This is a genomic window from Microcoleus sp. Pol12B4, assembly GCF_036701385.1.
Taxonomy (GTDB): Bacteria; Cyanobacteriota; Cyanobacteriia; order Cyanobacteriales; family Microcoleaceae; genus Microcoleus.
In genome coordinates, this window is record NZ_JAUBQR010000087.1 from 1 (window position 1) to 24878 (window position 24878).

The 24878-nt window shown below is 45.7% G+C and carries 17 protein-coding genes; 7 read left to right on the plus strand and 10 right to left on the minus strand.

Annotated features, from left to right (window positions below; all coding sequences use genetic code 11):
* Positions 1-218: 218 nt before the first annotated feature.
* The 5 genes from QUA38_RS13925 to QUA38_RS13945 form a co-directional block, all read right to left on the minus strand.
* Entirely contained in the window at positions 219-524 is a 306-nt protein-coding gene (locus tag QUA38_RS13925; protein WP_333162648.1) for a hypothetical protein, read from the minus strand.
* 28 nt (positions 525-552) lie between these two features.
* The gene (gene urtA, locus QUA38_RS13930; protein ID WP_333162650.1) at positions 553-1857 is read right to left on the minus strand and encodes an urea ABC transporter substrate-binding protein; all 1305 of its coding nucleotides are present in this window, start codon (positions 1855-1857) and stop codon (positions 553-555) included.
* Between the two features lie 95 nt (positions 1858-1952).
* Positions 1953-3173, minus strand: coding sequence for a hypothetical protein (locus QUA38_RS13935; RefSeq protein WP_333162652.1), 1221 nt, complete (start codon positions 3171-3173; stop codon positions 1953-1955).
* Positions 3174-3399: 226 nt separating this feature from the next.
* On the minus strand, positions 3400-9687 hold the full coding sequence (locus QUA38_RS13940) for an SDR family NAD(P)-dependent oxidoreductase (protein ID WP_333162654.1): 6288 nt from the start codon (positions 9685-9687) through the stop codon (positions 3400-3402).
* Between the two features lie 108 nt (positions 9688-9795).
* A complete protein-coding gene (locus QUA38_RS13945; protein ID WP_333162656.1) occupies positions 9796-11793 on the minus strand; it encodes a non-ribosomal peptide synthetase in 1998 nt (665 codons plus the stop codon).
* A gap of 201 nt (positions 11794-11994) precedes the next feature.
* Here QUA38_RS13945 and QUA38_RS13950 point away from each other — a divergent pair, with 201 nt between their 5' ends.
* On the plus strand, positions 11995-12180 hold the full coding sequence (locus QUA38_RS13950) for a hypothetical protein (RefSeq protein ID WP_333162658.1): 186 nt from the start codon (positions 11995-11997) through the stop codon (positions 12178-12180).
* 62 nt (positions 12181-12242) lie between these two features.
* On the opposite strand, the gene QUA38_RS13955 is transcribed toward QUA38_RS13950, so the two are convergent.
* Positions 12243-12440: a hypothetical protein gene (locus QUA38_RS13955; RefSeq protein ID WP_333162660.1), complete on the minus strand. Its 198-nt coding sequence runs from the start codon at positions 12438-12440 to the stop codon at positions 12243-12245.
* Between the two features lie 148 nt (positions 12441-12588).
* Here QUA38_RS13955 and QUA38_RS13960 point away from each other — a divergent pair, with 148 nt between their 5' ends.
* Positions 12589-15840 carry a CHAT domain-containing protein gene (locus QUA38_RS13960; protein WP_333162662.1) on the plus strand — a complete coding sequence of 1084 codons (3252 nt, stop codon included), beginning with the start codon at positions 12589-12591 and terminating at the stop codon, positions 15838-15840.
* An 18-nt stretch (positions 15841-15858) separates the two neighbouring features.
* Here the strand turns inward: QUA38_RS13960 and QUA38_RS13965 are convergent, their stop codons facing one another.
* On the minus strand, positions 15859-16512 hold the full coding sequence (locus QUA38_RS13965) for a Crp/Fnr family transcriptional regulator (protein ID WP_333162664.1): 654 nt from the start codon (positions 16510-16512) through the stop codon (positions 15859-15861).
* A gap of 403 nt (positions 16513-16915) precedes the next feature.
* On the opposite strand from QUA38_RS13965, the gene hslO reads away from it, so the two are divergent.
* The 3 genes from hslO to QUA38_RS13980 all read left to right on the plus strand — a co-directional run bounded on the left by hslO (position 16916) and on the right by QUA38_RS13980 (position 20595).
* The gene (gene hslO / locus QUA38_RS13970) at positions 16916-17815 is read left to right on the plus strand and encodes an Hsp33 family molecular chaperone HslO (protein ID WP_333162666.1); all 900 of its coding nucleotides are present in this window, start codon (positions 16916-16918) and stop codon (positions 17813-17815) included.
* Positions 17816-18061: 246 nt separating this feature from the next.
* Positions 18062-20125, plus strand: coding sequence for a hypothetical protein (locus QUA38_RS13975; protein ID WP_333162668.1), 2064 nt, complete (start codon positions 18062-18064; stop codon positions 20123-20125).
* A 59-nt stretch (positions 20126-20184) separates the two neighbouring features.
* Positions 20185-20595 (plus strand): ester cyclase, encoded by a 411-nt coding sequence (locus QUA38_RS13980; RefSeq protein ID WP_333162670.1) that lies wholly within the window; start codon positions 20185-20187, stop codon positions 20593-20595.
* A 137-nt stretch (positions 20596-20732) separates the two neighbouring features.
* Here QUA38_RS13980 and QUA38_RS13985 read toward each other — a convergent pair whose 3' ends face one another.
* Positions 20733-21206 carry a TspO/MBR family protein gene (locus tag QUA38_RS13985; protein WP_333036148.1) on the minus strand — a complete coding sequence of 158 codons (474 nt, stop codon included), beginning with the start codon at positions 21204-21206 and terminating at the stop codon, positions 20733-20735.
* 301 nt (positions 21207-21507) lie between these two features.
* On the minus strand, positions 21508-22089 hold the full coding sequence (locus QUA38_RS13990; protein WP_333162672.1) for a hypothetical protein: 582 nt from the start codon (positions 22087-22089) through the stop codon (positions 21508-21510).
* A 372-nt stretch (positions 22090-22461) separates the two neighbouring features.
* Between QUA38_RS13990 and QUA38_RS13995 the strand changes: the two genes are divergently transcribed.
* Positions 22462-22776: a zinc ribbon domain-containing protein gene (locus QUA38_RS13995; RefSeq protein ID WP_333162673.1), complete on the plus strand. Its 315-nt coding sequence runs from the start codon at positions 22462-22464 to the stop codon at positions 22774-22776.
* A 160-nt stretch (positions 22777-22936) separates the two neighbouring features.
* On the opposite strand, the gene QUA38_RS14000 is transcribed toward QUA38_RS13995, so the two are convergent.
* A complete protein-coding gene (locus QUA38_RS14000; RefSeq protein ID WP_333162675.1) occupies positions 22937-23791 on the minus strand; it encodes a DUF1232 domain-containing protein in 855 nt (284 codons plus the stop codon).
* Between the two features lie 112 nt (positions 23792-23903).
* Here QUA38_RS14000 and QUA38_RS14005 point away from each other — a divergent pair, with 112 nt between their 5' ends.
* A complete protein-coding gene (locus QUA38_RS14005) occupies positions 23904-24728 on the plus strand; it encodes an NAD-dependent epimerase/dehydratase family protein (RefSeq protein WP_333162677.1) in 825 nt (274 codons plus the stop codon).
* Positions 24729-24878 lie beyond the last annotated feature (150 nt).

Genomic DNA, 24878 nt, shown 5'->3' on the forward strand with positions numbered 1-24878 from the left:
CTTTAAGTCGGGGAGTTTTTCCATTCCTTTATCTAATGTCTATCTCCTCTTCTTGTCAAGGGGGTTGAGCAATTACGTTTATTACTTAAAAACTACTGGCAGAATACCAATTTATAGAAACCGGTATTGTAGGGAAGAACACAGATTTTGAGAAAAAAAGAAGTAGGCGATCTTAAGGCAATTCGAGATTTATATCGTCACAGATGAATGTCGATCGACTATTTCCGCCCGTCACCCTTATTTGGCGGTTCTTCTTGTTGTTGTTGAGGTTTAGCTGTGATGTCAGTTAATTCTTTTTTGTCTGGTTGCGGTGTTTCTTGAGTTGAGTTAGCCATGGAGTTTTGTCCTAAATAGATGCACCGCTTAATTATATCTTTTCCGGCTGCAAAGGTATTGCTGTAAATAGGGAGAGGAAGAGCTAGACAAACAATTCTCATGACAAACGCGAAATTCCCAATTCCCAAATGCCAAAAACCAGAAGTTTCCACCACAAGTACGGGAGAGCCGTTTTTCCTCCAAAGCATCGACTAATAAATTGGTATAAAATAGAAGCTAAGTTATTTTATACTTACCACCCTTAGCAGGATTCAGCCAATCGCAAGCATAACCTTTGGTTTCGGCTAAAAATTGGTTCCAGGGTATCGGTTTTACGGCATCCTTGATTTCGTAAACTATTTGGAATAGACCATCGTCTTTGACTTCTCCAATCCGCACGAACTTAGATAGGTGGTGGTTTACGTTGATAGTAACTTTGCCTTCAGGTGCATCGAAACTTTGACCGTAAGCAGCAGCTTTTACCATTTCGAGGTTATCGGCCGTTTTTGCTTTCTCAACCGCTTGCTTCCAGAGATACACCATAATGTAAGCGGCTTCCATCGGGTCGTTCACAACGCGATCCGAACCATATTTCGCCTTGAACCCTTGCACAAACTTCTCGTTGGCAGGGGTGTTGACGGTTTGAAAATAATTCCAAGCTGCGTAGTGACCCAAAAGATAGTCAATTCCAATCGCTTTGACTTCTTCTTCCCCAATACTGACAGACATAGAAGGATATTTATCGGGATGTAAACCAGAGGTTTGTAATTCCCTGAAAAATGGAATGTTAGTATCTCCATTTAAGGTATTGTAGATAACACCTCCATTTGGTAAAGCTTGCTTAATTTTAGCGATCGCAGACTTGACATCGGTACTGCCCAGAGGAATGTAATCTTCGCCAACGCTTTTACCCCCATTAGCTTTCAGTTGTGCCTTGATGATACTGTTGGCAGTACGCGGAAAAACGTAGTCAGAACCAATGAGAAAGAATTCTTTGCCTTTATGCTTGAGCAACCATTCAACCGAAGGTTCAATTTGCTGGTTAGGAGCGGCTCCCATGTAGAAGATGTTGTTAGAACACTCTTGCCCTTCATACTGCAATGGATACCATAGCAAGTGCTTGTTTGACTCGAATACCGGCTGTACAGCTTTGCGGCTTGCCGAAGTCCAGCAACCAAATACCGTCGCTACGTTGTCTTGCTCAATCAGCTTCTTCGCTTTCTTCGCAAAGGTAGCAGGGTCAGAATTGCCGTCTTCTACAATTGCTTCAAGTTGTTTACCTAGCACACCACCAGCTTTATTAATCTCTTCAATCGCTAATCGTTCCGCATCAACAACACTCTTCTCACTAATTGCCAAACTGCCGCTAAGTGAGTGTAAAATTCCAACTTTGATCGTCTCTCGAAAAGTAGTAGATTCTAAGAGAGAAGTTTTCGGACTACTGCTTGTAGAAGGTTTGGTGCTACAAGCTTTGAGAAATAGACTGGAAGCAACGGTGGATCCAAAAATAATCAATTTACGCCGACCGAACAATTTTGTCATAAATAGGTGTTGTCTAGCTTGTAAAAGGGTAGTAAGATATTGGATCTGCTATATATTTTTCTAAAAGTTAGCAGCGTCTCTACTCCAAGTGGTAATCACAGTTTCCAATTCACCGTGAAGAAAAACAAAACAACGCCACTCATGCACCCGACATATAAGAAAGGATAAATTTTGCGGAAGGTTACATTGATTTGTTTAGAAAGGATTTCTTGTTTGTTTTCATTTAAATAGATGCTCGTACAAGACGTAATTAAACTTAAGAGCAGGGCGAAAACAGTCACACCAAAAACTGCATCGGTCAAAGTAATGTAATTCACAGCAGGAATTTCTTGGGCTAGACTTAATTTGAGGGCGATTGTCGTGAGAATTAGCGTTAAGGTCCCACTCAGTCGGGGAGAGGCAGTAGCGGGAGTTTTAGTTGGGTCAATCCAGGCGACGGCAGCAGCAGCAACAAAAATCACAAATAGCGGAAGAAAAAAGTTGAAAATGATGTACTGCGGTTTATGCTGAATGTCAATCGATACAACTATTTCTGGAAAACCGATCTTGGAATCAAGACGATTAAAACCTTGCGTGCGAGCATCAATCTTTTTCATCGACCAGTGTCCTATGATTTGCTTTGATGGGTTTGGGGAAATAAATTTAAAGTCTTGGAGATCGAACGTGACATTGCTGCGATCGTCAAGGGCAGAACGAATAGCTAGGGTGAGTGTTTCGTCACAGAACGGAAAAGTGTGGATATCTGCATCAAATTTCACAATATCATTAAACTGTTCGTATACTCTCACCCAACCGTTTGGAGCAATGGAGACTGAGCGATTTTGTATTTCTCGTGGTTGAATTTCATGACCAATTGCGAAACTTGGCGACCAGATTTTTCCCAAAATCGACTTGACATCATCACCATTAAATTTTAATAGAGCATTTGTTTGTTTACTGTTGGGAGTGAAACCCAATCGACCATCTTGCCATTCTAGAACGACTTCCGCTGCTATATTGTATGTTTTGTCAGGCAGGCTAATCTGAGATATCGTGTTTAACGCCACATAAACGAAAACAATCGTCGGTTTATAAGGACTGGGTTGGCGCGTCGAATTTGATAGTTCATCTTGCAAAAAATTATCTGCTGGTTTTGTTTGAGCAAATTGTTCAGTGATTTGGCTGACCACCTCCACTTCCGACTCTGATTTTGATAAAGCAATACGATGCCCTCCTTCCATATTCAAGGCATAGGCTTGGTGGGTATGGGCAATGATATACCATACTATTGTTAGGACACAGACTAATATAAACTGGCCGAATGCGAGTCTTTTCATTTCTAATAACTACTTGCTGACTACTATTTGGGTAACTGTTCAGGGGGTGTGACGATCGGAAAATTGAGATCCTAAACAAGTCTTGCATTGCAGTTTGTACCATGCGTTGCTATGACTGTAGTTAAGCGAACGTGTAAAATTTAACTCTAGTGCCTATGCTTAAGCTTTTGTCACATAGTTATAAATTTTCTCGCCTACCTACTTATTCTGCGATTTCCGAACTCTACTAATGGACAGATGTACTTAAAAACATCATTAGTTCTTGGGATATGGCTTTCAAAAGCAGTTTTCGATTGGTTGTTAGAAACAAGTGTTTCCCTGGTATCATATGCAGTTTGAAAGTGTTCTTGGTATGCTGATGCCAACCTAAGAGATCGTCCTGACTAACCAAAGAATCTTGTTCACCACCCCAAGCGGAAATTGGACAGTCCAATGGCTCTTTATTTGAGTAAATATAACTCTGCAAAAGTTGATGGTCTAATCTGCAAATAGACATCAAATACTCCATGAACTGTTTGTCTTCCTGAAGTTCGCGAGGGATTTCTCCTCTTTTCAGAATTCGTTCTTCAAGAAAAGATTTGTCCAGCAACTGATTAGCAGAAGCAACAGCTTGAGGAGCGAAAAATCCACCAACGAGCAAGTGGATTGGGCTGCAACCATACTGTTGGCGAAGTAGATGGGCAACTTCAAAACCAATCAAATTTCCCATGCTGTGACTATAAAAAGCAAAAGGTTTGTCGAGATGGGGAATAAGAACCTGTGCCAGGGTTTCCACAAGTGGCGCAAACTGAGTGAACGGTTGCTCGCTAATGCGATTTTCCCGCCCTGGTAGCTGAATCGGGCAAACTTCAATATCTGGTGGTAGGTGATCTGACCATTCCCTAAATACGGAAGCTGCTCCTCCTAGGTAGTGGAAGCAGAACAGACGCAAACGAGCATCTGGCTTTGACTTACGGTAAGCTATCCAGTTACTTGCAGGCTGTTTTACAACTGAGTGTTTCATTGATTCTGATGCACCTTTTGGTGTCAATTGCTGGGTTAGCTCTTTTGCCAGTTCAACGATGTTGGGATTTTCAAGCAGCTTCCTGGGTGGCAACACAACACTCAAGCTGCTCTCCAACAAATTTCTTAGCTCTATGAGGGTCAAAGAGTCGAGACCCAACTCATTTAATGATTGTCCGATCGCTATTTGTTGACATGAACTCAACCCCAAAACTTTGGCAACTTGCTCTCGAACATGAGCAATTAAAAGTTCCAGGCGTGTTTCTGGACTTACCTGTTGTACTTGACGCAAAAATTCAAGTTGTTTAACTCGCAGTTGCTTGCTTTTCTCTAGCTGCTGCACCTCTTGGCGAGCTAAATCCGAGAATAAAGCTGGGTAAGCATGATTTGGGAATTGCTGGAGATACTTCGACCAATCATACGAAAACACGCCCACTTGTACAGCATTTTGTTCCAGCAACTCTCCCAACACCTGCAATCCCAGTTCGGGGGGAATAATGCCCGAGCCGCTTGCCGCTCTGCGAATTTGGTCGCTACTCGCCAGGTTGGCTGCCATTCCTGTCTCTGCCCAAGCCCCCCAATTGATGCTCAATCCAGGCAGTCCCAATCCCCGACGATAATGGATTAGGGCATCCATGAACGCATTGGCTGCTGCATAGTTTCCTTGACCGCGCGTGCCCAGCAATGCCGTGACTGAGGAAAAACAGACGAAGAAGTCTAGGGGCAAGTTCTGAGTCAAGGTATGCAGATTCCATGCTCCTTCCACCTTCGGAGACATTACCTGAGTAAAACGCTCCCAGTTCTGCTGCAACAACACGCCGTCGTCAAGAACTCCGGCAGCATGAACTATCCCGCGCAGCGATATCCCGCTTGCTTGAATTTCCGCCAGTATCCGAGCTACATCTGAAGGATTAGCAACATCGCCCTTAACAACATTAACTTGAGTTCCAGCTTGTTCTAGTTTAGCGATTGCCTCCTGTACCGTCACACTTACCCCACGACGACCCATTAAAACTAGATGCTTTGCTCCTTGCTCTACCATCCACTGAGCCACTTTCAGTCCCAGTGCTCCCAAACCACCAGTAATTAGATAGCTGCCATTTTCTTGAAGAGAAAACCGCTCCAAAGCAGTTTCTACTTTGTCAGAAGTACGTCGCACTAATCTGGCAACATGACGAATTCCCTGACGGTAAGCAATCTGGTTTTCTGAATCTGGAAACCACAGTTCTTCTAACAGGAGTTGGATGTCGCTTTCCTTGACTAATGGCGGTAAGTCAAGACACGTGCAGTGCAGTTCTGGATGCTCCATTGCCATGGAGCGACCTAATCCCCACACAGGAGCTTGTTGTATTTGCAGGGAACCTAGCGCTGGTTCTACAGCCTGAGCTCCCTGAGTTACCAGCCACAAATGGGGAAGAGTAGACCACCCAGCTTGGATTATCGCTTGCACGAGAGGTAACACGCTGCCACAACCCAAAACTTGAGCATTTTGTAAAGCCGCCAGAGAGTCTGCCTGTGTCTCTTCCAGACTCCACAGGTGAACTACCCCACGGTAAGGAGGTTGACTGTCGCCGACGATATCCTCTAGCAATCGCTGGAAGTCGTTTGGATTGGCAGGATTCAGGCGATAATGCTCTCTCGAAACCTGCTCGTAAGCGAGTCCGACAGAGACCAGGACACAGGACGCGCCCCGTTCTGTCAGCCGTTCGGCGAGCTTGAGCCCAATCCCGGCTGCGCCGGCAAAAATCAGCCAACTGCCCGGTACCTCCGTCGGTAGCGGCTCTGAAGGGCGATCGCTCGGCTGGGGTTGCCAAGCAAACTCGTACAACCAGTCCCCTAAATTCTTGTTTTGGAGACTGCGTAACAATACAGCACGACTTGCTTTGCGACATTCGTATCCAATTACTTCTGCGATTATCAGTCCGTTCTCATCGAACAGAGTGACATCTGCAACCAAGCTTTGAGGATTCGCTCTGTCTTTTTCCCGCTTTTGAGCATGACACCAAAGCTGACTAAAATTACTGGGACGTTTGTAGAACTTAAAGCCAGCTATTTGAAAAGGAACATAAATAGCATCACTACTGGTTTTTTCCTCAAACCAGCATACAGCCGACGATTGAAAACAAGAATCAATCAAACCTGGATGAAGCTGATAAGCACTTAAAGCGTCCTCTGGTAAATCAGGAATGTGCATTTTTACTAAAGCTTCTCCCCCTTTGCGCCAGATCGTTTCCATCCATTGAAACGAAGCTTCAATGTTGAATCCAATCCTCGCAAAAGCTGCGTAAAATTCTTGTCCAGACGTCTCTCGATCGCATCGCTCTTTAATCTCTTGCCAACTCGGTGCTGTAATTGACATTTCTTCAGCGATCCGAACTTTTCCAGTTGCGTGTAACATCCAGGAATTAGTATCATTCTCGTTTTGTTCTTCCCCTGCTTTGAGGCTTACTAGCTGGAAAGAAGTTTCTTCAGCTTCAGGCGTTAGAACCAATTGCACGAGCCGATGACTTTGCTCTAATAGGATCAGAGGTTGTGGTATATACAACTCCTGTATTTCGCAGGAGTGGGTGTCAAAAGCTTCCTTAACTGCCGATAAAACCATTGAAATATGGGAAGCCACACCAACGACTACTGTTCCATATATCTTGTGGTCATTTAGATATGAAGGTCGATCGAGTCTAAATAGGGATTCAAAGCGAATTTCTTGAGAAAATGGTAATCGCAGCCGTTGACCGAGCAGAGGATGATATGAATTGGGTAGCGAAGATGGGGAAGGCGCGATCGCATTTTTTTGTGTCGGTTCAATCCAATAACGCTGTCGCTGCCAGGGATAAGTTGGCAATTCTACCTTGCTGCGGTAATAATCACTGTCAAAACCCGACCAATCTACCTTAAGGCCGCGCACATATAATTCGCCCAAGCTGTGGAGTATTTGCTCCCAGTCCTGCTGTCCTTGACGCAAACTAGGAAGCCAAACTCTCCCGACTTCTGGTATGCACTGACGACCCATTCCCAACAAGATTGGCTTGGGTCCTATTTCCACAAACACTTCAAAACTTTGTCGATCGAGTGTTTCCATACTCGCTGCAAATTTGACGGGTTGGCGGATGTGACGGCACCAATATTCGGGGGTTGCTATTTCAGAGGTGGCCAATTCTCCCGTGACATTGGAGATTAACTTTATTTGCGGTTCCGAGTAGGCGATCGTTTTGGCGACTTGTGCAAATTCCGCTAGCATTGGTTCCATTAAGGGCGAATGGAACGCATGGGAAACTTCTAAGGCTTTGGTCTTCACCCCTTGAGCTTCTAAGGTGGCACAGACATTTTCTATGGCTTGGCTTCTACCGGAGATGACGATGCTCTCTTGACCGTTGACAGCAGCGATCGCAACTTCATCTGTGTAGGGTTGAATTGCCGCTTGCACCTGCGCTTCGGAAGCCAACAGTGATACCATCTTGCCATCAGGCGGTAGAGCCTGCATTAAGCGTCCCCGAGCCGCAATTAGCCTCAGACCATCTTCGAGACTGAATACGCCTGCACTTACAGCAGCTACATATTCGCCAACACTATGACCCATAACGACATCAGGTTCTATCCCCCAGGACTTCCACAATTGCAACAGAGCATATTCCAAGGCAAATAAAGCGGGTTGGGTATATGCTGTTTCGTTGATGGGTGAAGTTTCTCCAGGTTCTGGATATAAGACTTCAAGCAGGGGTTTTTCCAGGTAGGAACGCAGGATTTCGTTACAGCGATCGAGACTTTTGCGGAAGGTAGGCTGAGTCTGGTAGAGTTGCCTTCCCATGTGGAGATACTGGGAACCCTGACCCGTGAATAAAAACGCTATTTTTACAGACTTCTGACTGCTTACTTGTTTGCTTACCAGTCCAACTGTTTCTTCCCCAACCGCAAAAGCACCAAGTTGCTCTTGCAAATGTGCGATCGATTCAGACACTACTGATAAGCGGTAGTTAAAATGGGTGCGCCCGGTATTAGCAGTAAAACAGACATTTGCCAGGGCGATCATCGGATTTTTACCTAAAAACTCCTGATAGCGTTGTGCTAATTCTTGCAGCGCTTTTTGGGTCTTTGCTGATAGAGTTAGAAGATGTAACGGACGCTGGAAAGAAGAATTAATTTCGTCAGTAGCCTTTTGCTCGTCATTTTCCGCAGGTGCTTCTTCCAAAATTACATGGGCATTAGTGCCACCAACGCCAAAGGAGCTAACTCCAGCGCGTCTGGGAGTCCCCTTAGTTTTCCATTCCGACAGCTTCGTATTGACATAAAAAGGACTATTGGCAAAGTCAATATTCGGTAATGGTTGTTCAAAATGCAAGCTGGGCGGAATTAATTTATGTTTAAGTGCTAGGACAGTCTTAATCAGCCCTGCTACACCAGATGCCCAAACCAAATGTCCAACATTTGTTTTCACTGAACCAATTGCACAGAAACCCTTTTTCTGGGTACTGGTACGAAAAGCTTTTGTTAAACCTGCAATTTCAATTGGGTCACCAATAGGTGTTCCAGTGCCGTGAGTTTCTATATAATTAATGGTTTCGGGGTCAATCTCAGCTAAGTTTTGAGCTTCCAAAATCACTGCTGCTTGACCATCGACAGAAGGAGCTGTGTAGCCAACTTTCTTGGAACCGTCATTATTAATAGCTGTTCCTTTGATAACTGCGTGTATGCAGTCACCCGCAGCGATCGCGTCTGTGAGCCGTTTCAAGACCACAACTCCTACACCATCGCCATATACAGTTCCCTGGGCTTTGGCATCAAAAGCGCGACAATGCCCATCGGGAGAAAAAATCATTCCTTGTTGATAGAGATAACCTGCTTTTTGAGGAAACCGGACTGTAACCCCACCAGCTAGAACCATGTCGCATTCGCCTTGCAACAAGCTTTGGCAAGCCAAGTGAACAGCTACTAAAGAAGTCGAACAGGCGGTTTGAACATTGACAGAAGGTCCACAGAGATTCAGTTTGTAAGAAACCCGTGTTGGCAAAGAATCTTTATCGTTTCCAATCCTCATTTGGAAACTGCTCAATGATTGGAAACTGTCAAATGAGTCTTTTAGGTCAGGGTTTGAATAGAGGTTGTTGAGCATATAGGTGCTCATGCACGAACCGGCATAAACACCAATCAAACCCTCGTAAGTTTCTAAATCGCAGCCAGCGCTTTCAATAGCTTCCCAAGCACATTCTAGGAAAATCCGGTGTTGCGGATCTGTGATGGCAGCTTCTTGGTCGGTGAAGCCAAAGAACCGAGCATCAAACAGTTCGGGATCTGACAAAAAGGGGTTAGCTTTAACGTAATTTGATTGACTCAACAACGTCGGGTCGATCCCTGCATCTAGAAGTTCATCGTCAGAGAATTGGGAAATAGATTCCACCCCATTTTTCAGGTTATGCCAAAATTCATCGAGATTGTTCGCCCCTGGAAAGCGACCTGCCATCCCCACAATGGCGATCGCTGACCGATCGACTAAATCAAGTGAATCTAATTCCTGCATCTGCTTGTCCTTAAATTAATTAAATTTATTCGCTAACAACCCTTCGGGTATCCAATGGAGCGTATTCCTAGGGCTGACGACACGCTGCGCTATCAGGACTGAACACATCTATCCCAGTTTTGATTTTTGTCTTCGTTCTCGCTGTTGCTGTAAAGCAGCTTTTTTCGATCGACCCATTTGTACTTTTTCATGGTTTTTGGAGGAATTTAATTGGGGATTTTGCTTGTGGGTTAAGTAGTCAGCTAACAAGTGTATTGTTGGGTATTGATACAGTTCCACAATTGATAGTTGTTGTCCTAATATATTTGACAATTCTAATATGCTTGACAATTTACTGTGAACCTGAGCCATCAGTAAAGAATGTCCGCCCAGTTCAAAAAAATTGTCGTGAATGCCAACATATTCTAAGAGAAGTACCTCTTGCCAAATAGTAGCAATGATTTCCTCTGTGTCGGTTTGAGGTTTTACGTAAGCAGCTTCTAGTTCTGGATTTATAACTTTTCGACTCCGTAGAGCAAGCCGATCTATTTTGCCGTTAGGGGTTAGAGGTAAAGAATCAAGCAGCACAAAGGCAGAAGGCACTATATAATCTGGTAACTTGCGATCGAGGTAGCCGCGCAGTTCTGTTTGGCTAATTTTGGATAAAGATGAATTGGGAACTACATAGGCTACAAGGTGGTTTTCCTTTAGTTCATTCTCTGCTGCTATGACCACAGCTTCTTTAATGCTGGGATGCTGTCCCAGTGTAGACTCAATTTCTCCTACTTCAACCCGCATCCCCCTAATCTTGACTTGAAAATCAGTGCGACCTAATAACTCAATAGCACCATCCGACCAGTAGCGCGCTAAGTCGCCAGTTTTGAATAATCGCTCAAGAGGATCGCTATTGAAAGGATTTGAGATAAATTTGTCGGCATTCAACTCTAAACTGTTGAGATAGCCACGAGCTAAACAAGCACCACCCATATAAAGCTCACCGACTTCTCCTGGTCTAACAAGCTCAAGATTTTCGTCGAGGATATAGACTTGGTTATGGGGATAAGGATAGCCTACGGGTATATAAATGTATCCTCGTTCAGGGTCAAAGTCGTTTGGAACCGAATAAGCACAGTTACCAATGGTTTCTGCTTGACCGTAAACGTTGAAAATGTCTAAGCGCTCTTTAAACAGGTCTCGTAGCTGCTTGTAAATTTGAACTGGCGGTAAGTCACCAGAAAGCACGATCGTGCGTAATTTAGATGTGGTGAGTGCCTCTGTGTGTCTTTGATCGAGAGTTTCTAATGCCTGAAGTCCATAGCGCCAAATTGAGTGTACGCTGTCAACAATAGTTACTCCTTGTTTCTGGATCAGCTCGAACAAACTGATGGGGTTTTTGGTTTGTTCGCTATTGGCAATAATACAGGTGGCTCCTCGATACAGAGGTACCATTAATTGCCTGACTGAGGAAGAAAACGAGAAAGATGCCACATGGAGATAGACATCTTCATGCTGAATTTGCATCACTTGGCTGACTGCTGGAATATAATGCGAGATGTTGGCATGAGTAACTTGTACTCCTTTTGGCTTGCCAGTGGAGCCAGAAGTGTACATGATGTAAGCCAAGTTTTCTATTGTTACCTCGGTGTTAGGTGTTTCTTCACTCTCTTGGGCAATCGTGTCACAATCTGCGTCCAGACAAACGACTTGAATTTCTTCTTGGATAAACTTTTCAACCAGATGCTTTTGAGTCAACAGCAATGGCGCTTTAGTTTCTTTAATAATAAAGTCTAGGCGCTCTTTTGGATAAGCTGGGTCTAGAGGAACATAGGCACCACCTGCTTTGAGAATACCTAGAATTCCTATAACCATGTCTAGGGAGCGTTCCGCGCAAATTCCCACTCGCACTTCTGGCTTTACGCCTCGCTTTTTGAGATAGTTAGCTAGCTGGTTGGCCTTGGCGTTGAGTTCAGGGTAAGTCCAGGACTGCCGATCGCATATCACCGCCACTGCATTAATATTCTGCTCTACCTGTGCTTCAAATAACTGATGGATACATTGATCGTGGGAATAAAGTGATTCTGAGTTATGTGAAGTTTGGCTCAGGGCTCGATCAGAAAAATTAGTCATTCCTGCTAAAATTCCCCTATTGTGTTGAAGTAAACCAATATTATACGTGTTTAGTTGAGATGTCTATTAGACTTCTCCGAAATAAAAATTTTCCAGCAATTGCAGATAGTATAAAGCTGTATCTATGGGTCCGATCGCCTGTATTGGAGGTGGCGTTTACGAACTCGGCGGCCGAGGCGGCCAGTCTTAGGCTATTTTAAGGTGAGTTCCACGATCGCGATCGCGACGGTCAACATAGACGAACTCTTACTCGCGAGCACAGTCACTCACGGTCGCGAGAATGCTCGGAAAGGATACGATCGTCGGCGAGTACCGATTGTATCGAGGGCGCAGAATGACGCTCGCACGCGGGTGACAAATACTCGCTCGATGATGACTGACTACTGACTACTGACTGTTGATACCTAATTTTTGGAAAAATTTAATCTAGATGCAAATTAGTGCTGTTTCTAAACTGCTTGAGGGTTGCAGCCAAACAAATCAGACGATGGGGCAAAAGCATCTTTGTTAAGAATTAAATGCCGATCGCCATCTCGACTAATTAACCCTTGCTGCTGCAATTTTCCCAGCATTCGCGTTACTGTTACCAGAAAGAATTGGTTTAAAGCCTCTCCCTTGTAGGGAGAAATTAAAAGAAGACTATTCATTACTCCAATCCTCTTCCTTCCAGGTAGAGGTCGCTATCAACTATCAACAGTCAACAGTCAACAGTCAACTGAACCGCGTCGTGCAAATCGCATTAGCAATATCTTGATGTGTCAAGCGGATGCTCAAACCAGAGACCTGTCAAAAGTTATGAAACTGCAAAAAATTGGATTGTCGGCACTGCTCTCAATCTTAGCGACGCTGACGATAGGCGAGTTTCGATTTATCCCTAATTCTCAATTTAAAATCATCAATTCTCAGGCCTTGGCTCAAACTCAAGCTGAGCGGAAAGCCGAAGCAGAGCGACTGTTAGAGCAAGGCAGTCAATATTATCAGAGTCGTCAATTTCAAGCTGGATTACAGTCTTGGCAACAGGCACTAATAATTTATAGGGAAATTAAAAACCGCCAAGGTGAAGGGTGGACTCTGGAAAGGCTGGGAGGTGCTTACTATTATCTAGGCAACTATGCCAAAGCCCTTGAGTACGCTCAGCAGCAGTTGGCGATCGCACGAGAAATTAATGACAGCCGAAGTGAGGGAGTAGCTTTGGGAATTTTGAAAGAAGCTTACTATTATCTAGGCAACTACGCCAAAGCCCTTGATTACGCTCAGCAGCAGTTGGCGATCGCACGAGAAATTAATGACAGCCGAAGTGAGGTAGAAGCTGACAGAAATTTGAGAAGTGCTTACGATACCATCTACAACCTCGACCGCTACGCTGAAGAAATTAAGTCCGCTCAGCAGCAGTTGGCGATAGCCCGAGAAATTAAAGATCGCCGAAGGCAGGGGATAGCTCTGGGAATTCTGGGACTTGCTTACAGTGACCTCGGCGACTACGCTAAAGCGATTGAGTACGCTCAGCAGCAGTTGGCGATCGCACGGGAAATTAATGACCCTCAAGGTGAAGCAGTGGCTCTGGGAAATTTGGGACTTGTTTACCGAAACCTCGGCGACTACGCCAAAGTTATTGAGTACGCTCAGCAGTTGTTGACGATCGCACAAGAAATTAATGACCGCCAAAACGAAGGGATAGCTCTAAGAAATCTGGGAGATGCTTACATAAACCTCGGCGACCACGCCAAAGCCCTTGAGTACGCTCAGCAGGGCTTGGCGATCGCACGAGAAATTAAAGACCGCCAAAGTGAGGGAAGAGCTCTGGGAATTGTGGGACAAGTTTATTATTCTCTAGGCAACTACCCCAAAGCCCTTGAGTACGCTCGGCAGCAGTTGGCGATCGCACGAGAAATTAATGACAGCCGAAGTGAGGTAGAAGCTAACAGAAATTTGAGGCGTGCTTACGGTTCTATCGACAACCACTACGCCAAAGATATTGAGTCCGCTCAGCAGCAGTTGGCGATCGCCCGCGAAATTAAAAACCGCCAAAGTGAGGTAGAAGCTTTGCTCACATTGGCAAGGCTTTACGAGAGGACTGGCAGCTCCGTCAAAGTGATTGAGTACGCTCAGCAGTTGTTGGTGATCGCGCGAGAAATTAATGACCATCAAAGTGAGGGAAGCGCTTTGGGAATTTTGGGAGAAGCTTACATAAACCTCGGCGACTACGCCAAAGCCATTGAGTACGAACAGCCGTATTTGGTGATCGTCCGCGAAAACAAAAACCGCCGAAGTGAGGCAGTAGCTTGGGGAATTTTGGCATTTGCTTACCGTAACCTCGGCGACTACGCCAAAGCGATTGAGTACGGTCAGCAGTCGTTGGTGATTGCCCGCGAAATTAAAAACCGCCGAATAGAGCGAGCAGCTTTGGGTAATCTGGGAGATGCTTACCGTAACCTCGGCGACTACGCCAAAGTCTTTGAGTATGCTCCGCAGCTTTTGGCGAGTACGCGAGAAATTAAAAATGAGGAAGCAACTTTCAGTGATACGATGTTGGCTTTCTATGAGGGAGCAGCTTTGAGTAATCTAGGATGGGCTCTCTATACATCTGGCAATCTTACAGGAGCCGAGCAAACCCTACTAGATAGCATCAAAGTTTCAGAATCTTTCCTAGCCGGGTTTGGGGATGCCTCAAAAGTGGCAATGTTTGACGGGCAAGCTAACTCCTATGTCAACTTACAAAAAGTCCTCATTGCCCAGAAAAAAACTCAGGAAGCGTTAGAAATTGCCGAGCGGGGTAGAGCCAGAGCTTTTGTCCAGTTATTGGCATCTCGCCTTGCCCCATCTGCCTATTTCCCAACTACTATCAATCCGCTCAATATCCAGCAAATTCAACAAATCGCTAAAGAGCAAAACGCTACTCTCGTCGAGTATTCAACTATTGGGAATGAAGCCCTTTATATTTGGGTAATTAAGCCGACTGGTGAAATTACCTTTCGCTCAGTTGACCTCAAATCTCTTAACATCAATCTACCCGAAGCCAGCGAACAGACAAGAGTATCTGCTGCTACCGGGACGAGAGGATTAAACGAGCAAGATACAGCCTTAGCTGAGATGATTCGCGGCACTCGCGAGGCTCTGGGTGTATCGGCGGGGGACACTGCCAATCGACAAGCGGCTAATCGCCCTGCTTCTACCCCTGCTAATTCTCGGATAATCTACCCCAAATTACAGCAAAGTTATCAACTACTGATTCAACCCATTGCCGATCTTTTACCTACTGACCCCAATGCTCCTGTCATCTTCATTCCCCATCAATCCCTGTTTTTAGTTCCCTTTGTCGCCTTACAAGATCCGACAGGTCAATATCTGATTGAAAAACATACCATCCTCACCGCTCCCGCCATTCAAATTTTGCAGTTAACCCACCAATCACGGCACAAAGTCCGACAACTTTCTCTCCTGAATAACTTAGTTGTAGGCAATCCAATTATGCCCAAAATTGGCATTCCGCCGCGCCAATTAGCTCCTTTACCGGGCAGCGAACGGGAAGCAATTACAATTGCCCAACTTCTGAATACTAAACCGATTACAGGCTCTCAAGCCACTAAAGCATCGATTACTCAACAGATGCTAAAATCCCGGATTATTCATCTGGCAACTCACGGATTACTCAATGAAGTGAAGAGGCGAGATTTACCGGGAGCGATCGCCCTTGCTCCATCAGGAAATGATGACGGATTGCTGACTTCGAGTGAAATTTTGAATTTAAAATTAAATGCTGAATTAGTGGTATTAAGTGCTTGCAATACTGGCAGAGGAAAAATCACAGGTGATGGTGTGCTTGGATTATCTCGTGCTTTAATTAGTGCTGGAGTTCCTAGTATTATCGTTTCTCTGTGGTTAGTACCCGATGAGCCGACAGCGGAATTAATGGCAGAATTCTATCGCCAGTTACAGAAAAACCCGAATAAAGCTCAAGCTTTGCGGCAAGCAATGCTGATGACAATGAAGATGCACCCAACTCCGCAAGATTGGGCGGCGTTTACGCTGATTGGCGAAGCCGAATAAGATTTTTTTCTGCGCTTGCTACACTGCTTGAGGGTTGCAGCCAAACAAATCCGACGTGGACGCAAAAACATCTTTGTTAAGAATTAAATGCCGATCGCCATCTCGACTGATTAACCCTTGCTGCTGCAATTTTCCCAGCATTCGAGTTACTGTTACCCGCGTCGTGCAAATCGCATTAGCAATATCTTGATGTGTCAAGCGGATATTCAAACGAGTTCCCTCAACCACAGGCTGACCGAATTCCTGTTGCAATAATAGCAGTAGCTGATACAAACGGTCATCTACTCGCCGCTGTCCGGCGATCGCTAAAATTGCTTCCATTTGCCGCAGCCGCCGTACCATTTGAGGCAGCAACTCGTGAGCCAATTGAGGAGAAGCTTCGATTTCCACCATAGAATACCACATCAAATAAATATCTGATGTCGCCGTAGCTTGGTAAGTCTGCAAGCTTGTCAACCACAAACCGAAGCACATCGAAGGCCCAACCCAACCCAAAAGTCCTTCTTCCCCGGTTGGATAAAGCGTACTCAGTTGTCCTAGACCTTGACAGACTCGCCAAAGGCCATGCGACATCATAGGAATGGTTTCGCCCTTAGCATAAAAATGCAAGTTTCGAGTCGCTCCTGTGTGATGCTGGATTTCCGCTAAAAGTGCTTTGGATGTTGGTGGCATATCCCTTATTTCCAGCTAAAAAACATTCGTCTGAAACCTACGCCTCTGACTCTAACCGGCAAAGGTAAAGGTTTGGTAATCGTCTGGTTAGCGCCAAGATAAGCTTTAGTCATTAGTTGTTAGTTGTTAGTTGTTATAAAATGACTGAGAACACGGTGGATTGTGGAAAATAAATGCACTCGTTATTCCGGGCATCTTAAATAAATATTTAAGTGGAAGAATGAATCAGAATATTTGTTAATAAATAGTGGGTTGATCCAGGTTTTATAGAAAACAGAGGCGAGTTCTGAAGCTCGATCGCACGGACAGGCCCGCCGAGTCAACTGCTGCTCTCTGCTGCCACAACCTTCAAGAACTTCTAAAATAGTTCAAGAAGGTATCAAAAGACAAAGTAAGGTTTTTCATGGCCGATCAATTAATTCGCGCTACAGCCGCAGAGGGCGGAATTCGCGCTGTAGCGGTTATTTCCACCCGCCTCACCGAAGAAGCAAGACAGCGGCACAAGCTCTCCTACGTGGCTACAGCCGCCCTCGGCCGCACAATGTCGGCAGGGCTGTTACTCGCCTCAAGCATGAAGCGGCCCGAATCGAGAGTCAACATTCGCATCAAAGGAGATGGGCCGCTGGGCGGGCTTCTGATTGATGCGGGACTCGATGGAACAGTTCGAGGTTATGTGGAGAATCCCGAAGTCGAATTGCCGCCCAATGCTAAAGGCAAACTCGATGTGGGCGGGGCAATAGGTGACGGTTATTTGTACGTGGTGCGGGACGTTGGATATGGCTTCCCTTATTCAAGTACAGTGGAATTGGTTTCCGGCGAAATAGGGGACGATCTGACTCATTATTTGGCAACCTCGGAGCAAACGCCTTCGGCTCTGGTTTTGGGGGTGTTTGTGGGGGCGGGCGGGGTAGAAGCGTCTGGGGGTGTGCTGTTGCAGGTTCTGCCGAAGGCGGCAACGGACGAAAAATTGGTGCAAACTTTAGAATCTAGAGTTGCTGAATTGTCCGGCTTTACGCCGCTGCTGCGATCGGGCAAAACGCTGCACCAGATTCTCGAAGAGTTACTGGGAGATATGGGCCTGGAAATTTTCCCGGAAACTCAGATGGTGCGCTTTGACTGTGGGTGTTCGTTCGATCGAGTTTTGGGAGCTTTGAAAATGTTGGGCGAAGCCGAACTCCAAGACATGATTGAAAAAGATGGGGGGGCTGAGGCTACGTGCCATTTCTGCAACGAGGTTTACAAAGCTAATAGCGACCAACTTGCGGAACTGATCGGCGATTTGCGCTCAAACTCCGGTTCTTGAGACGATAATGTGTAATTGGCTCTATTGAGTGCGAGTTAGGGATGACGGCCTTGACCAATTGCCAATTACGCATTATCAATTACCTAATCACAAAATTTTGATTTTGGCGGTTTGGCGATCGGCTCTTGCAGTCTAGGGCCGACGGGAGTATGTAAAAGTGATGAATACATTTTATAGAGCAGTTGATAGCAGCGCTCACAGTTTTTAAATAACTTACGCTCGCTGGTTGCTGTTTGTGGTGAGGATATGAGTCAAGATCGCAAAATACCAGGCCGTTGGTCTGCATCAGAATCCTTGGAGTCAACAAAGGATACTTCGTCGCTGGTGCGCTTACCAGCAAGGAAAAACCGGGCTGAACGACTTAAAGAGCTCCGAGAGTTGGTTACTTCGGGAAAACTGCCGGGAGGGCATCTGGAACTACCGCCGAATTTGTCTGGGGAAAACTCGCAGCCGCCGGGGGAACACAATCCGTTTTGGCGGAACTGGTCGAACAAGTGGCAGTTTTGGCTGGCGCTGAGTTTGATGCTATCGGTGGGTATGGGGTTTGTGGCAATTGCGTCTTTACTCAACCTGACCTCGCAGTCCAATTGCTCAAAGATTTTTTGGCCGACGGCTTCTGCTAACGATCGCTTTTTTTGTGCTCAAGAAGCAGCAAGCAAGCGGACGGCGGATGATTTGCTCAGGGCGATCGAATTAGTGAATGCTTTGCCACAAAACCATCCGTTGCGGCCGAGAATTAACACTCAAATCGATCGGTGGTCGGAGGATATTCTTAGGCTGGGAAATGCTACTTTCCAAGAAGGAAAGCTGGATGAGGCGATTGCGCTCGCTCGTAAGGTTCCTAAAAACGTTCCCGCTTACCCGAAGGTGGAAAAGCAGATTGAAAAGTGGCAGTCGATATGGAGCGATGCAGAGAAAATTTACCGCACGGCTGAAGACCACTTGCGTCAGGAAGAGTGGGCGCAGGCTTTCCGCCAAGCTACTCTGCTTTTGGACTTGGGAAATACTTTCTGGGAATCGGCTAAGTACGAGGAATTGACTAAGCTAATTCAGACGACTCGGGCTGAGGGCAATAAGTTGCTAAAAGCCCGGAATACAGCCTCCGAGGGAGGTCTCGACAATCTGGTGACGGGGATTAAGCTGGCTCAGGGAATTGGTCAAAACAGTTATTTGTATCAAGCTGCCAATAAGGCGATCGCAGAATTTAGCAAGAAAATTCTGGAGATCGCCCAAAAACGATTGCAGGCAGGGGATTGGCAGGAGGCGATGGCGATCGCTAACAAGATTCCAGAGTCTGCAAATTTAAGGGAACAAGTACAAGATTTTAATGAGTTGGCGAATGCTACTTCTCAGGCTTTGAGTGGCTCTGTTGAGGGTTTCTCGAAGGCGATCGAGATTGCTCAAAAGTTGAAGTCCGGCCGCCCTTTATACAAACAAGCTCAAGATTTAGTCGGTCGCTGGCAGCAAGAAATGGCTGATGTCAAAGTTTTGGATATGGCAAGCAGGCTGGCGGCGCCTGGTGGGGTAAATGATTTGAGGGCTGCGATCGCGCAATTGCAAACAGTCCCGGAATCAAATCCCCGCGCTTCGGAAGCTCGCCGTCAAATTACCAGCTTGAGTCGTCAAATCGAGCTGCTGGAAGACAGCCCGTATTTGCAAAGAGCGAACGATTTGGCAAGTACGGGCGATCCGAATGCTCTGGAAGCCGCCGTTGCTCAAGCTTCTCGGATCGCTAGAGGTAGGGCGCTTTACGTGGAAGCTCAAACCAAAATTCAAGCTTGGATCGAGAGGAGACAGCGGCTTGTTGACCAGCCGTTTTTGGATAGAGCTCAGCAGCTAGCGGCCAGCGGCAATTTGGCGGGAGCAATTGAGATGGCCCGCCGGATTCGATCGGGACGGGTGCTTTATGAGGAAGCTCGATCGAACATTCGGACTTGGGAGGCTCAATTTCAGGGCGAGCAAGGTTTGGAGAACGCCCGTCAGGCTGCCCGAGCGGGGACTGCGGAGGCTCTGCAAACGGCAATTGGGCTGGCCCTTCAGGTGCCGGAGTCGAGTTCGCTTCGGTGGCAGGCGAGTGAGGCGATTGATGAGTGGAGCCAGCGAATTTTGGCGCTTGGTGTGGAAGAGTCGTCGTCGGATCTGGCCGGGGCGATCGCGACTTTGAAGAAAATTCCATCGGGTACTCGGGCTTTTGAGCAAGCTCGATCGCAAATCAAAGTTTGGGAGGAGTCGCTGAACCCTCCCGATGCTGAATCTCCCCCTCCCGAACCGCCGGAAACTGAGCCTCCGAGCAGATCTCCAAGTCAGTAAATTTGAGGGTGAGAAGGTGCTAATTAATATCTTTAGTTATCTGTATTAGGGAACCAAAAATGAAAACGCCCAAGCAAGTCCTCCAAGACTGGGTTTCTGCTTATAACGCTCGTGACCCTCACGCCCTGATCGAGCTTTATCACGACGATGCACAGAACCATCAAGTTGCCTTTGGCGATCCTCTAAACGGGCGTGAGGCATTGCTTGAGAGTTTTGTTAGCTTCTTCCAAGCCTTTCCAGACAATTACACGCACGCTGAGAATCTGTTTGAGGATGGCGAGTGGGCGATCGTCGAGTGGACTGGTGGTGGCACCTTTCTAGGTGAGTTTGGTGGCAACCTACCAACTGGCAAAAGTTTTACGCTAAAAGGCTGTGGCTTCTTTCATGTTGTTGATGGCAAAATCCATTTTCAACGCGGTTACATAGACAAGCACACTTGGTTCATGCAGCTTGGGTTACCGATATCATAAGCTTCCAGTTGTGCAACTGTACAATTATTCCGCATCAAGTCTTTGCTCACTAAAACCTGCGTTGCAGGTAGATACTACCTAAAAAAGGTGCTTTTTCCCGATGCTTGTCATCCCATTAAAAAGACTAATTCCAGATCCTAAACATCCGCCGGATTGAGGTGCATCATTGCCCAAGTGGTGTAAGTGCCGATCGGACTCCAAAGTATGTAAGGCAGCAATAACAGGGCGGCCGGCTCCGAAACTGGCAACACCGTTAAAGCGAGGATAACGCTTAAAATAGCGCCCGTTCCGCCGATTATGGTGCCGACTTTTAGGCTCCTAACTTTGCACATAACCGAGGTGTAAGATATAGTTACTATTTCTAAAAGCAGGTACAAACCCATTCTCAGCCAAGTCTCCTGAGTTCCTGGTTCTTTTTCCCACACAATCACTGCTGACCAAGCTGCACAAATAAAAATTACTGTCCAAATTAGGGGAATTGCTTTTTCAAATACTAGCCATCTCGGACGCTGCAAGCGGTTGAACCATTGGATGTCGCTGGGCGCGATTATGTTAGCAGCTAAAGCTACTACAAAGGCGACGCCTCCAATTACCATCCAGGATTTAATCATTTTTTTACCTTGGGCGAGGTTGACAGGTTCAATTCAGCAGATATTATCTCTAATTTTGGCGATCGCGCCATCTGTCCTTAGTTATATTAGGTTAGGTTGAGTTGCGAAACCCAACATTAGTTGAAAAGTAATTTAGACTTCTGGGAAACCTCAATTTATTGTCTTCAATTCCGCTTCATAATATAAAAAATATGACTTTTGCTCCCTCCCCTTGACAAGGGGAGGGTTAGGGTCGGCTTTTCAGTAAATTTGACCAGTAAATTGAACAAAAAGTCTCTTAGTCTTTCAAAAAAATCGGCGACTAGCCGAGCCGATGATGCTGTTCTAATTCTAAACTAGAGTCATTCTCTTTTTTGGGAATCAGAAGCGTATTTTCGCTGCTCGGTTGCAACACGGCTTTAATCACTTGGAGAAAACGGTTAGGCTTTTTAGTTTGACCGTTGAGAGTCCGTCGGTCTTGCACTTTTTTAGAAAGGTGCCTCATCACAGATAAATCGAGTTCATCGATGAAATGGTCTGCTATACGTTCTCCCATTAAATCAATAGCTTCAGCATACTGCTCTGTGAGCGTTTCTATGGCATCGTATGCTTCGTCAGCAACTTGACTTGCTACTGTTTTATTTTGGTCGCCCGGTGTCTGGGAATGGCTGCGACGTCGGTCTAAAAGACTTTGGTAATCCGCAATGCTCATTCCCAAATTGTAGAGATGGTGGTGAGCGTGATCCATCAAATCTACTTCGCTGGGATAGAAGAAACCACGAGTGCTGTTGATGCCGTGCACTTTTGCCCAACGCCGTAGAGTTGTCTCATCTTGCAGTTGGTATCGCTCCAACATTTGAGCTGTGTTCAGCTCTACTTCTGGCGTAACTTTGAAATCGCTCATCGGTAAATCCTCGCGGGTGAGTAAATAAATAAAATTGAAACTTAGAATCTGTGATTGGCGTACAGTCTGAAAATGATGATCAATCCTGTGACGGCATTGAGGGAAGTCTTGCGGGCATTTGCTAACCGTCGATCGTGCGATCGTCGTTGGATCGAGTCAGAGAATTTCAGGGTAGCGTACTTTTGGGCTTTGTCTCGGTCGCATTCGGGAGCAAGCACACAGGGTTAATAATATAGCTGATTTAAGGTTTCAACAACCGTTAAAAATAGTAAACTTTGATTTTTGGGGTTGAATTATTAGTAATGTTGAGCTATAATATTTTTAATAACCGTGCAATTAGTAATTTTAGTAGTTGCAAACGAGATTCTTAGTATGCCTGTATACGATTATTTGTGTCCCGAAAACAACCAGCAGTTAGAAGTTTGGCACAGCATGAACCTGGAAGTTTCGACTTGGGGCCAACTGTGCGAGTTGGCTAAGTGCGAACCCGGGGAGACTCACGCAGATGCTCCGGTACGCCGACTGCTGAGCGCTCCGAGATTGATGAAGCCGACATCCGACACGGATTATAAAAATTCGGGTTTTAGCAAGTACGTGAAGCGGGATGAAGGGGTTTATGAAAATGTCACGGCTAAGGATGGTGAAAGCCGTATTGTCAATCGAGATGGCAAGCCAATTAAAGACTGAGAATCCACAATAATTAAGTTTTCAGTTGCGTAAATTACAGATATTGGGTAGGGACATGGCTGGCCCGTGTCTTGTATTTTATCCGATTGACAACTGCTATATTATTCAGATTATATTATTCCGATGCAGACGGAAACAAAACGATTCACCGGACATAATATTATGAGCCAAACCAATCTTTCATTTTTTGTTTGGCTTGTTTTTTAGTATCAGCAGTAATGTATACTGAAACAGTAGCTATTGCCGCCAGCAATACTCCCAAATCGTCAGTAAATCCCATGCCGACTAATATATCGGGAATCGCATCGACAGGAGATATAAAATAAGTCAGAGCTCCAACTACAACTCCTTTTGCCCAAGCAGGCACGTTTGGGTTCTGAGCCGTATAGTAGAGAATCAAAGCTTTTTCAACTACTTCTCTTCCTGCTGTTAAAGCAAAGTTTTTAAGTTTAGCCCAAAAATTCTCATCGGAATAGTTGATTTTGGGGCTGCTGAAGTTTGTTGTGGTTCCTTTCCGGTCGATTAAATCGAGAGGAATGCCCTTAGTTTTAAGCTGGGAAACAGCAGAATTGAAAGATGCTGATGCCTGATTTTTATTAGGGGTGGCCTCCCGTATTTGTTTGATATCTGCGATAAATTCCTGCATGGCTTGGATTTGCAACTCGGAAACCGCCAGCAGTTTTTTTGCGGATTGGATCGCCTCGCTTTCTCCGGGATGCAGCGTTTGATTTGCCCCAGCAATATTAATTAAAAAATACATGACTCCCAAACGCAGCGCTTCTTCTGACTTGCTGAGTGTTTGCAAACAGTCGCTGAGTGATGGGGGACTGGCTGTGTAGGATTGGATTTGAGCCTTTGCAGAGTCAGAAATTTTGTCTAAATTTATGGTTTTAAACAACAAATCTAGTTCGTCAATATCAACGGAACCATCGGCGGCGGCGATCGCAAACAAAGAACCATAAAAAGCTAAAAGTTCGCTTTCTGAGGATGTGGCAAAAATATCTCTTTCGGACACGATGCTACTCCGATTGATAACGATGCTTTGCATTTTACCACAAAACTCAGCGCGCCATGATTTCAGAAACCGGCAATAATTTTAGAGGGTATGAAACAAAGGAGAATTTTTTATGAAAGTTGCGATCGTCGGCTGCGGCTATGTGGGTACTGCGACAGCCAAGCATTTACGCGGCAAATCTGATTGTATCGTGACGGCGACAACTACCACGGCGACGCGAGTCGTTGAGTTGGAGGGTGTCGCCCAGCGGGTAGCCGTACTCAAGGGAAATGACAAAGATGCAATGACGGCTGTACTGCAAGAACAAGATGCTGTTATGCTGTGCGTCGGTGCCCGAAATCCTCATGCTTATCGGAAAAGTTATTTAGATACTGCGACAACTTTAGTATCGGTTTTACAGCAGATACCGACAGTAAAGCAGGTTATTTATACGGCTACTTATTCTGTGTATGGCGATCGCCAAGGTGAATTGGTAAATGAAGAATCACCCGTCGCGCCTGCTAATCCAAACGGTGAAATTCTCGCAGAAACAGAACGGGTTTTATTAGCAGCATCGAGTCCCAATCTTCACGTCTGCATTCTCCGTTTGGGAGGAATTTATGGACCTGGGCGAGAATTAGTTAAAATCTTTGGAGGTTGGGCTGGTAGCACTCGTCCCGGCAGGGGAGAAGATGCTACTAATTGGGTGCACCGAGATGATATTGTTGGGGGGTTAACCTTTGCTTTAGAAAATCGATTGCAGGGAATTTACAATTTAGTCGGGGATGTGTCGCTATCCAGTGGTGAATTGCTCGATCGCATTTTTGAAGCTAATAATTTGCCTAAAGTTTCTTGGGATGGAAGTCCTAGCGTGCGGCCTTATAATGCGAGGGTGTCGAATCAAAAAATTAAGGCGGCTGGTTATCAGTTTATTCATCCTGAGATTAGGGAGTTTTAGTTGGGCGATCGCTCTTTTTCTTTACCGCAGATGCAGGCGGATAAACGCGGATGAACGCGGATGAAGAAAGGGAGATCGCTAGATTAAATAATTATCTCGATAGCGTTCCTGTGCCATTTGTCGTGCTTCAAATTCATTCCATTGCTGGAT

Excerpts from the sequence above, each read along its gene's own strand:
- QUA38_RS13925 (WP_333162648.1), bottom strand. The coding sequence starts at position 524 with ATGCTTTGGAGGAAAAACGGCTCTCCCGTACTTGTGGTGGAAACTTCT.
- QUA38_RS13985 (WP_333036148.1), bottom strand. The coding sequence starts at position 21,206 with ATGATTAAATCCTGGATGGTAATTGGAGGCGTCGCCTTTGTAGTAGCT.
- urtA (WP_333162650.1), bottom strand. The coding sequence starts at position 1,857 with ATGACAAAATTGTTCGGTCGGCGTAAATTGATTATTTTTGGATCCACC.
- QUA38_RS13960 (WP_333162662.1), top strand. The coding sequence starts at position 12,589 with ATGAAACTGCAAAAAATTGGATTGTCGGCACTGCTCTCAATCTTAGCG.
- hslO (WP_333162666.1), top strand. The coding sequence starts at position 16,916 with ATGGCCGATCAATTAATTCGCGCTACAGCCGCAGAGGGCGGAATTCGC.
- QUA38_RS14005 (WP_333162677.1), top strand. The coding sequence starts at position 23,904 with ATGAAAGTTGCGATCGTCGGCTGCGGCTATGTGGGTACTGCGACAGCC.
- QUA38_RS13995 (WP_333162673.1), top strand. The coding sequence starts at position 22,462 with ATGCCTGTATACGATTATTTGTGTCCCGAAAACAACCAGCAGTTAGAA.
- QUA38_RS13990 (WP_333162672.1), bottom strand. The coding sequence starts at position 22,089 with ATGAGCGATTTCAAAGTTACGCCAGAAGTAGAGCTGAACACAGCTCAA.
- QUA38_RS13980 (WP_333162670.1), top strand. The coding sequence starts at position 20,185 with ATGAAAACGCCCAAGCAAGTCCTCCAAGACTGGGTTTCTGCTTATAAC.
- QUA38_RS13935 (WP_333162652.1), bottom strand. The coding sequence starts at position 3,173 with ATGAAAAGACTCGCATTCGGCCAGTTTATATTAGTCTGTGTCCTAACA.
- QUA38_RS13965 (WP_333162664.1), bottom strand. The coding sequence starts at position 16,512 with ATGCCACCAACATCCAAAGCACTTTTAGCGGAAATCCAGCATCACACA.
- QUA38_RS13940 (WP_333162654.1), bottom strand. The coding sequence starts at position 9,687 with ATGCAGGAATTAGATTCACTTGATTTAGTCGATCGGTCAGCGATCGCC.
- QUA38_RS13945 (WP_333162656.1), bottom strand. The coding sequence starts at position 11,793 with ATGACTAATTTTTCTGATCGAGCCCTGAGCCAAACTTCACATAACTCA.
- QUA38_RS13955 (WP_333162660.1), bottom strand. The coding sequence starts at position 12,440 with ATGAATAGTCTTCTTTTAATTTCTCCCTACAAGGGAGAGGCTTTAAAC.
- QUA38_RS13975 (WP_333162668.1), top strand. The coding sequence starts at position 18,062 with ATGAGTCAAGATCGCAAAATACCAGGCCGTTGGTCTGCATCAGAATCC.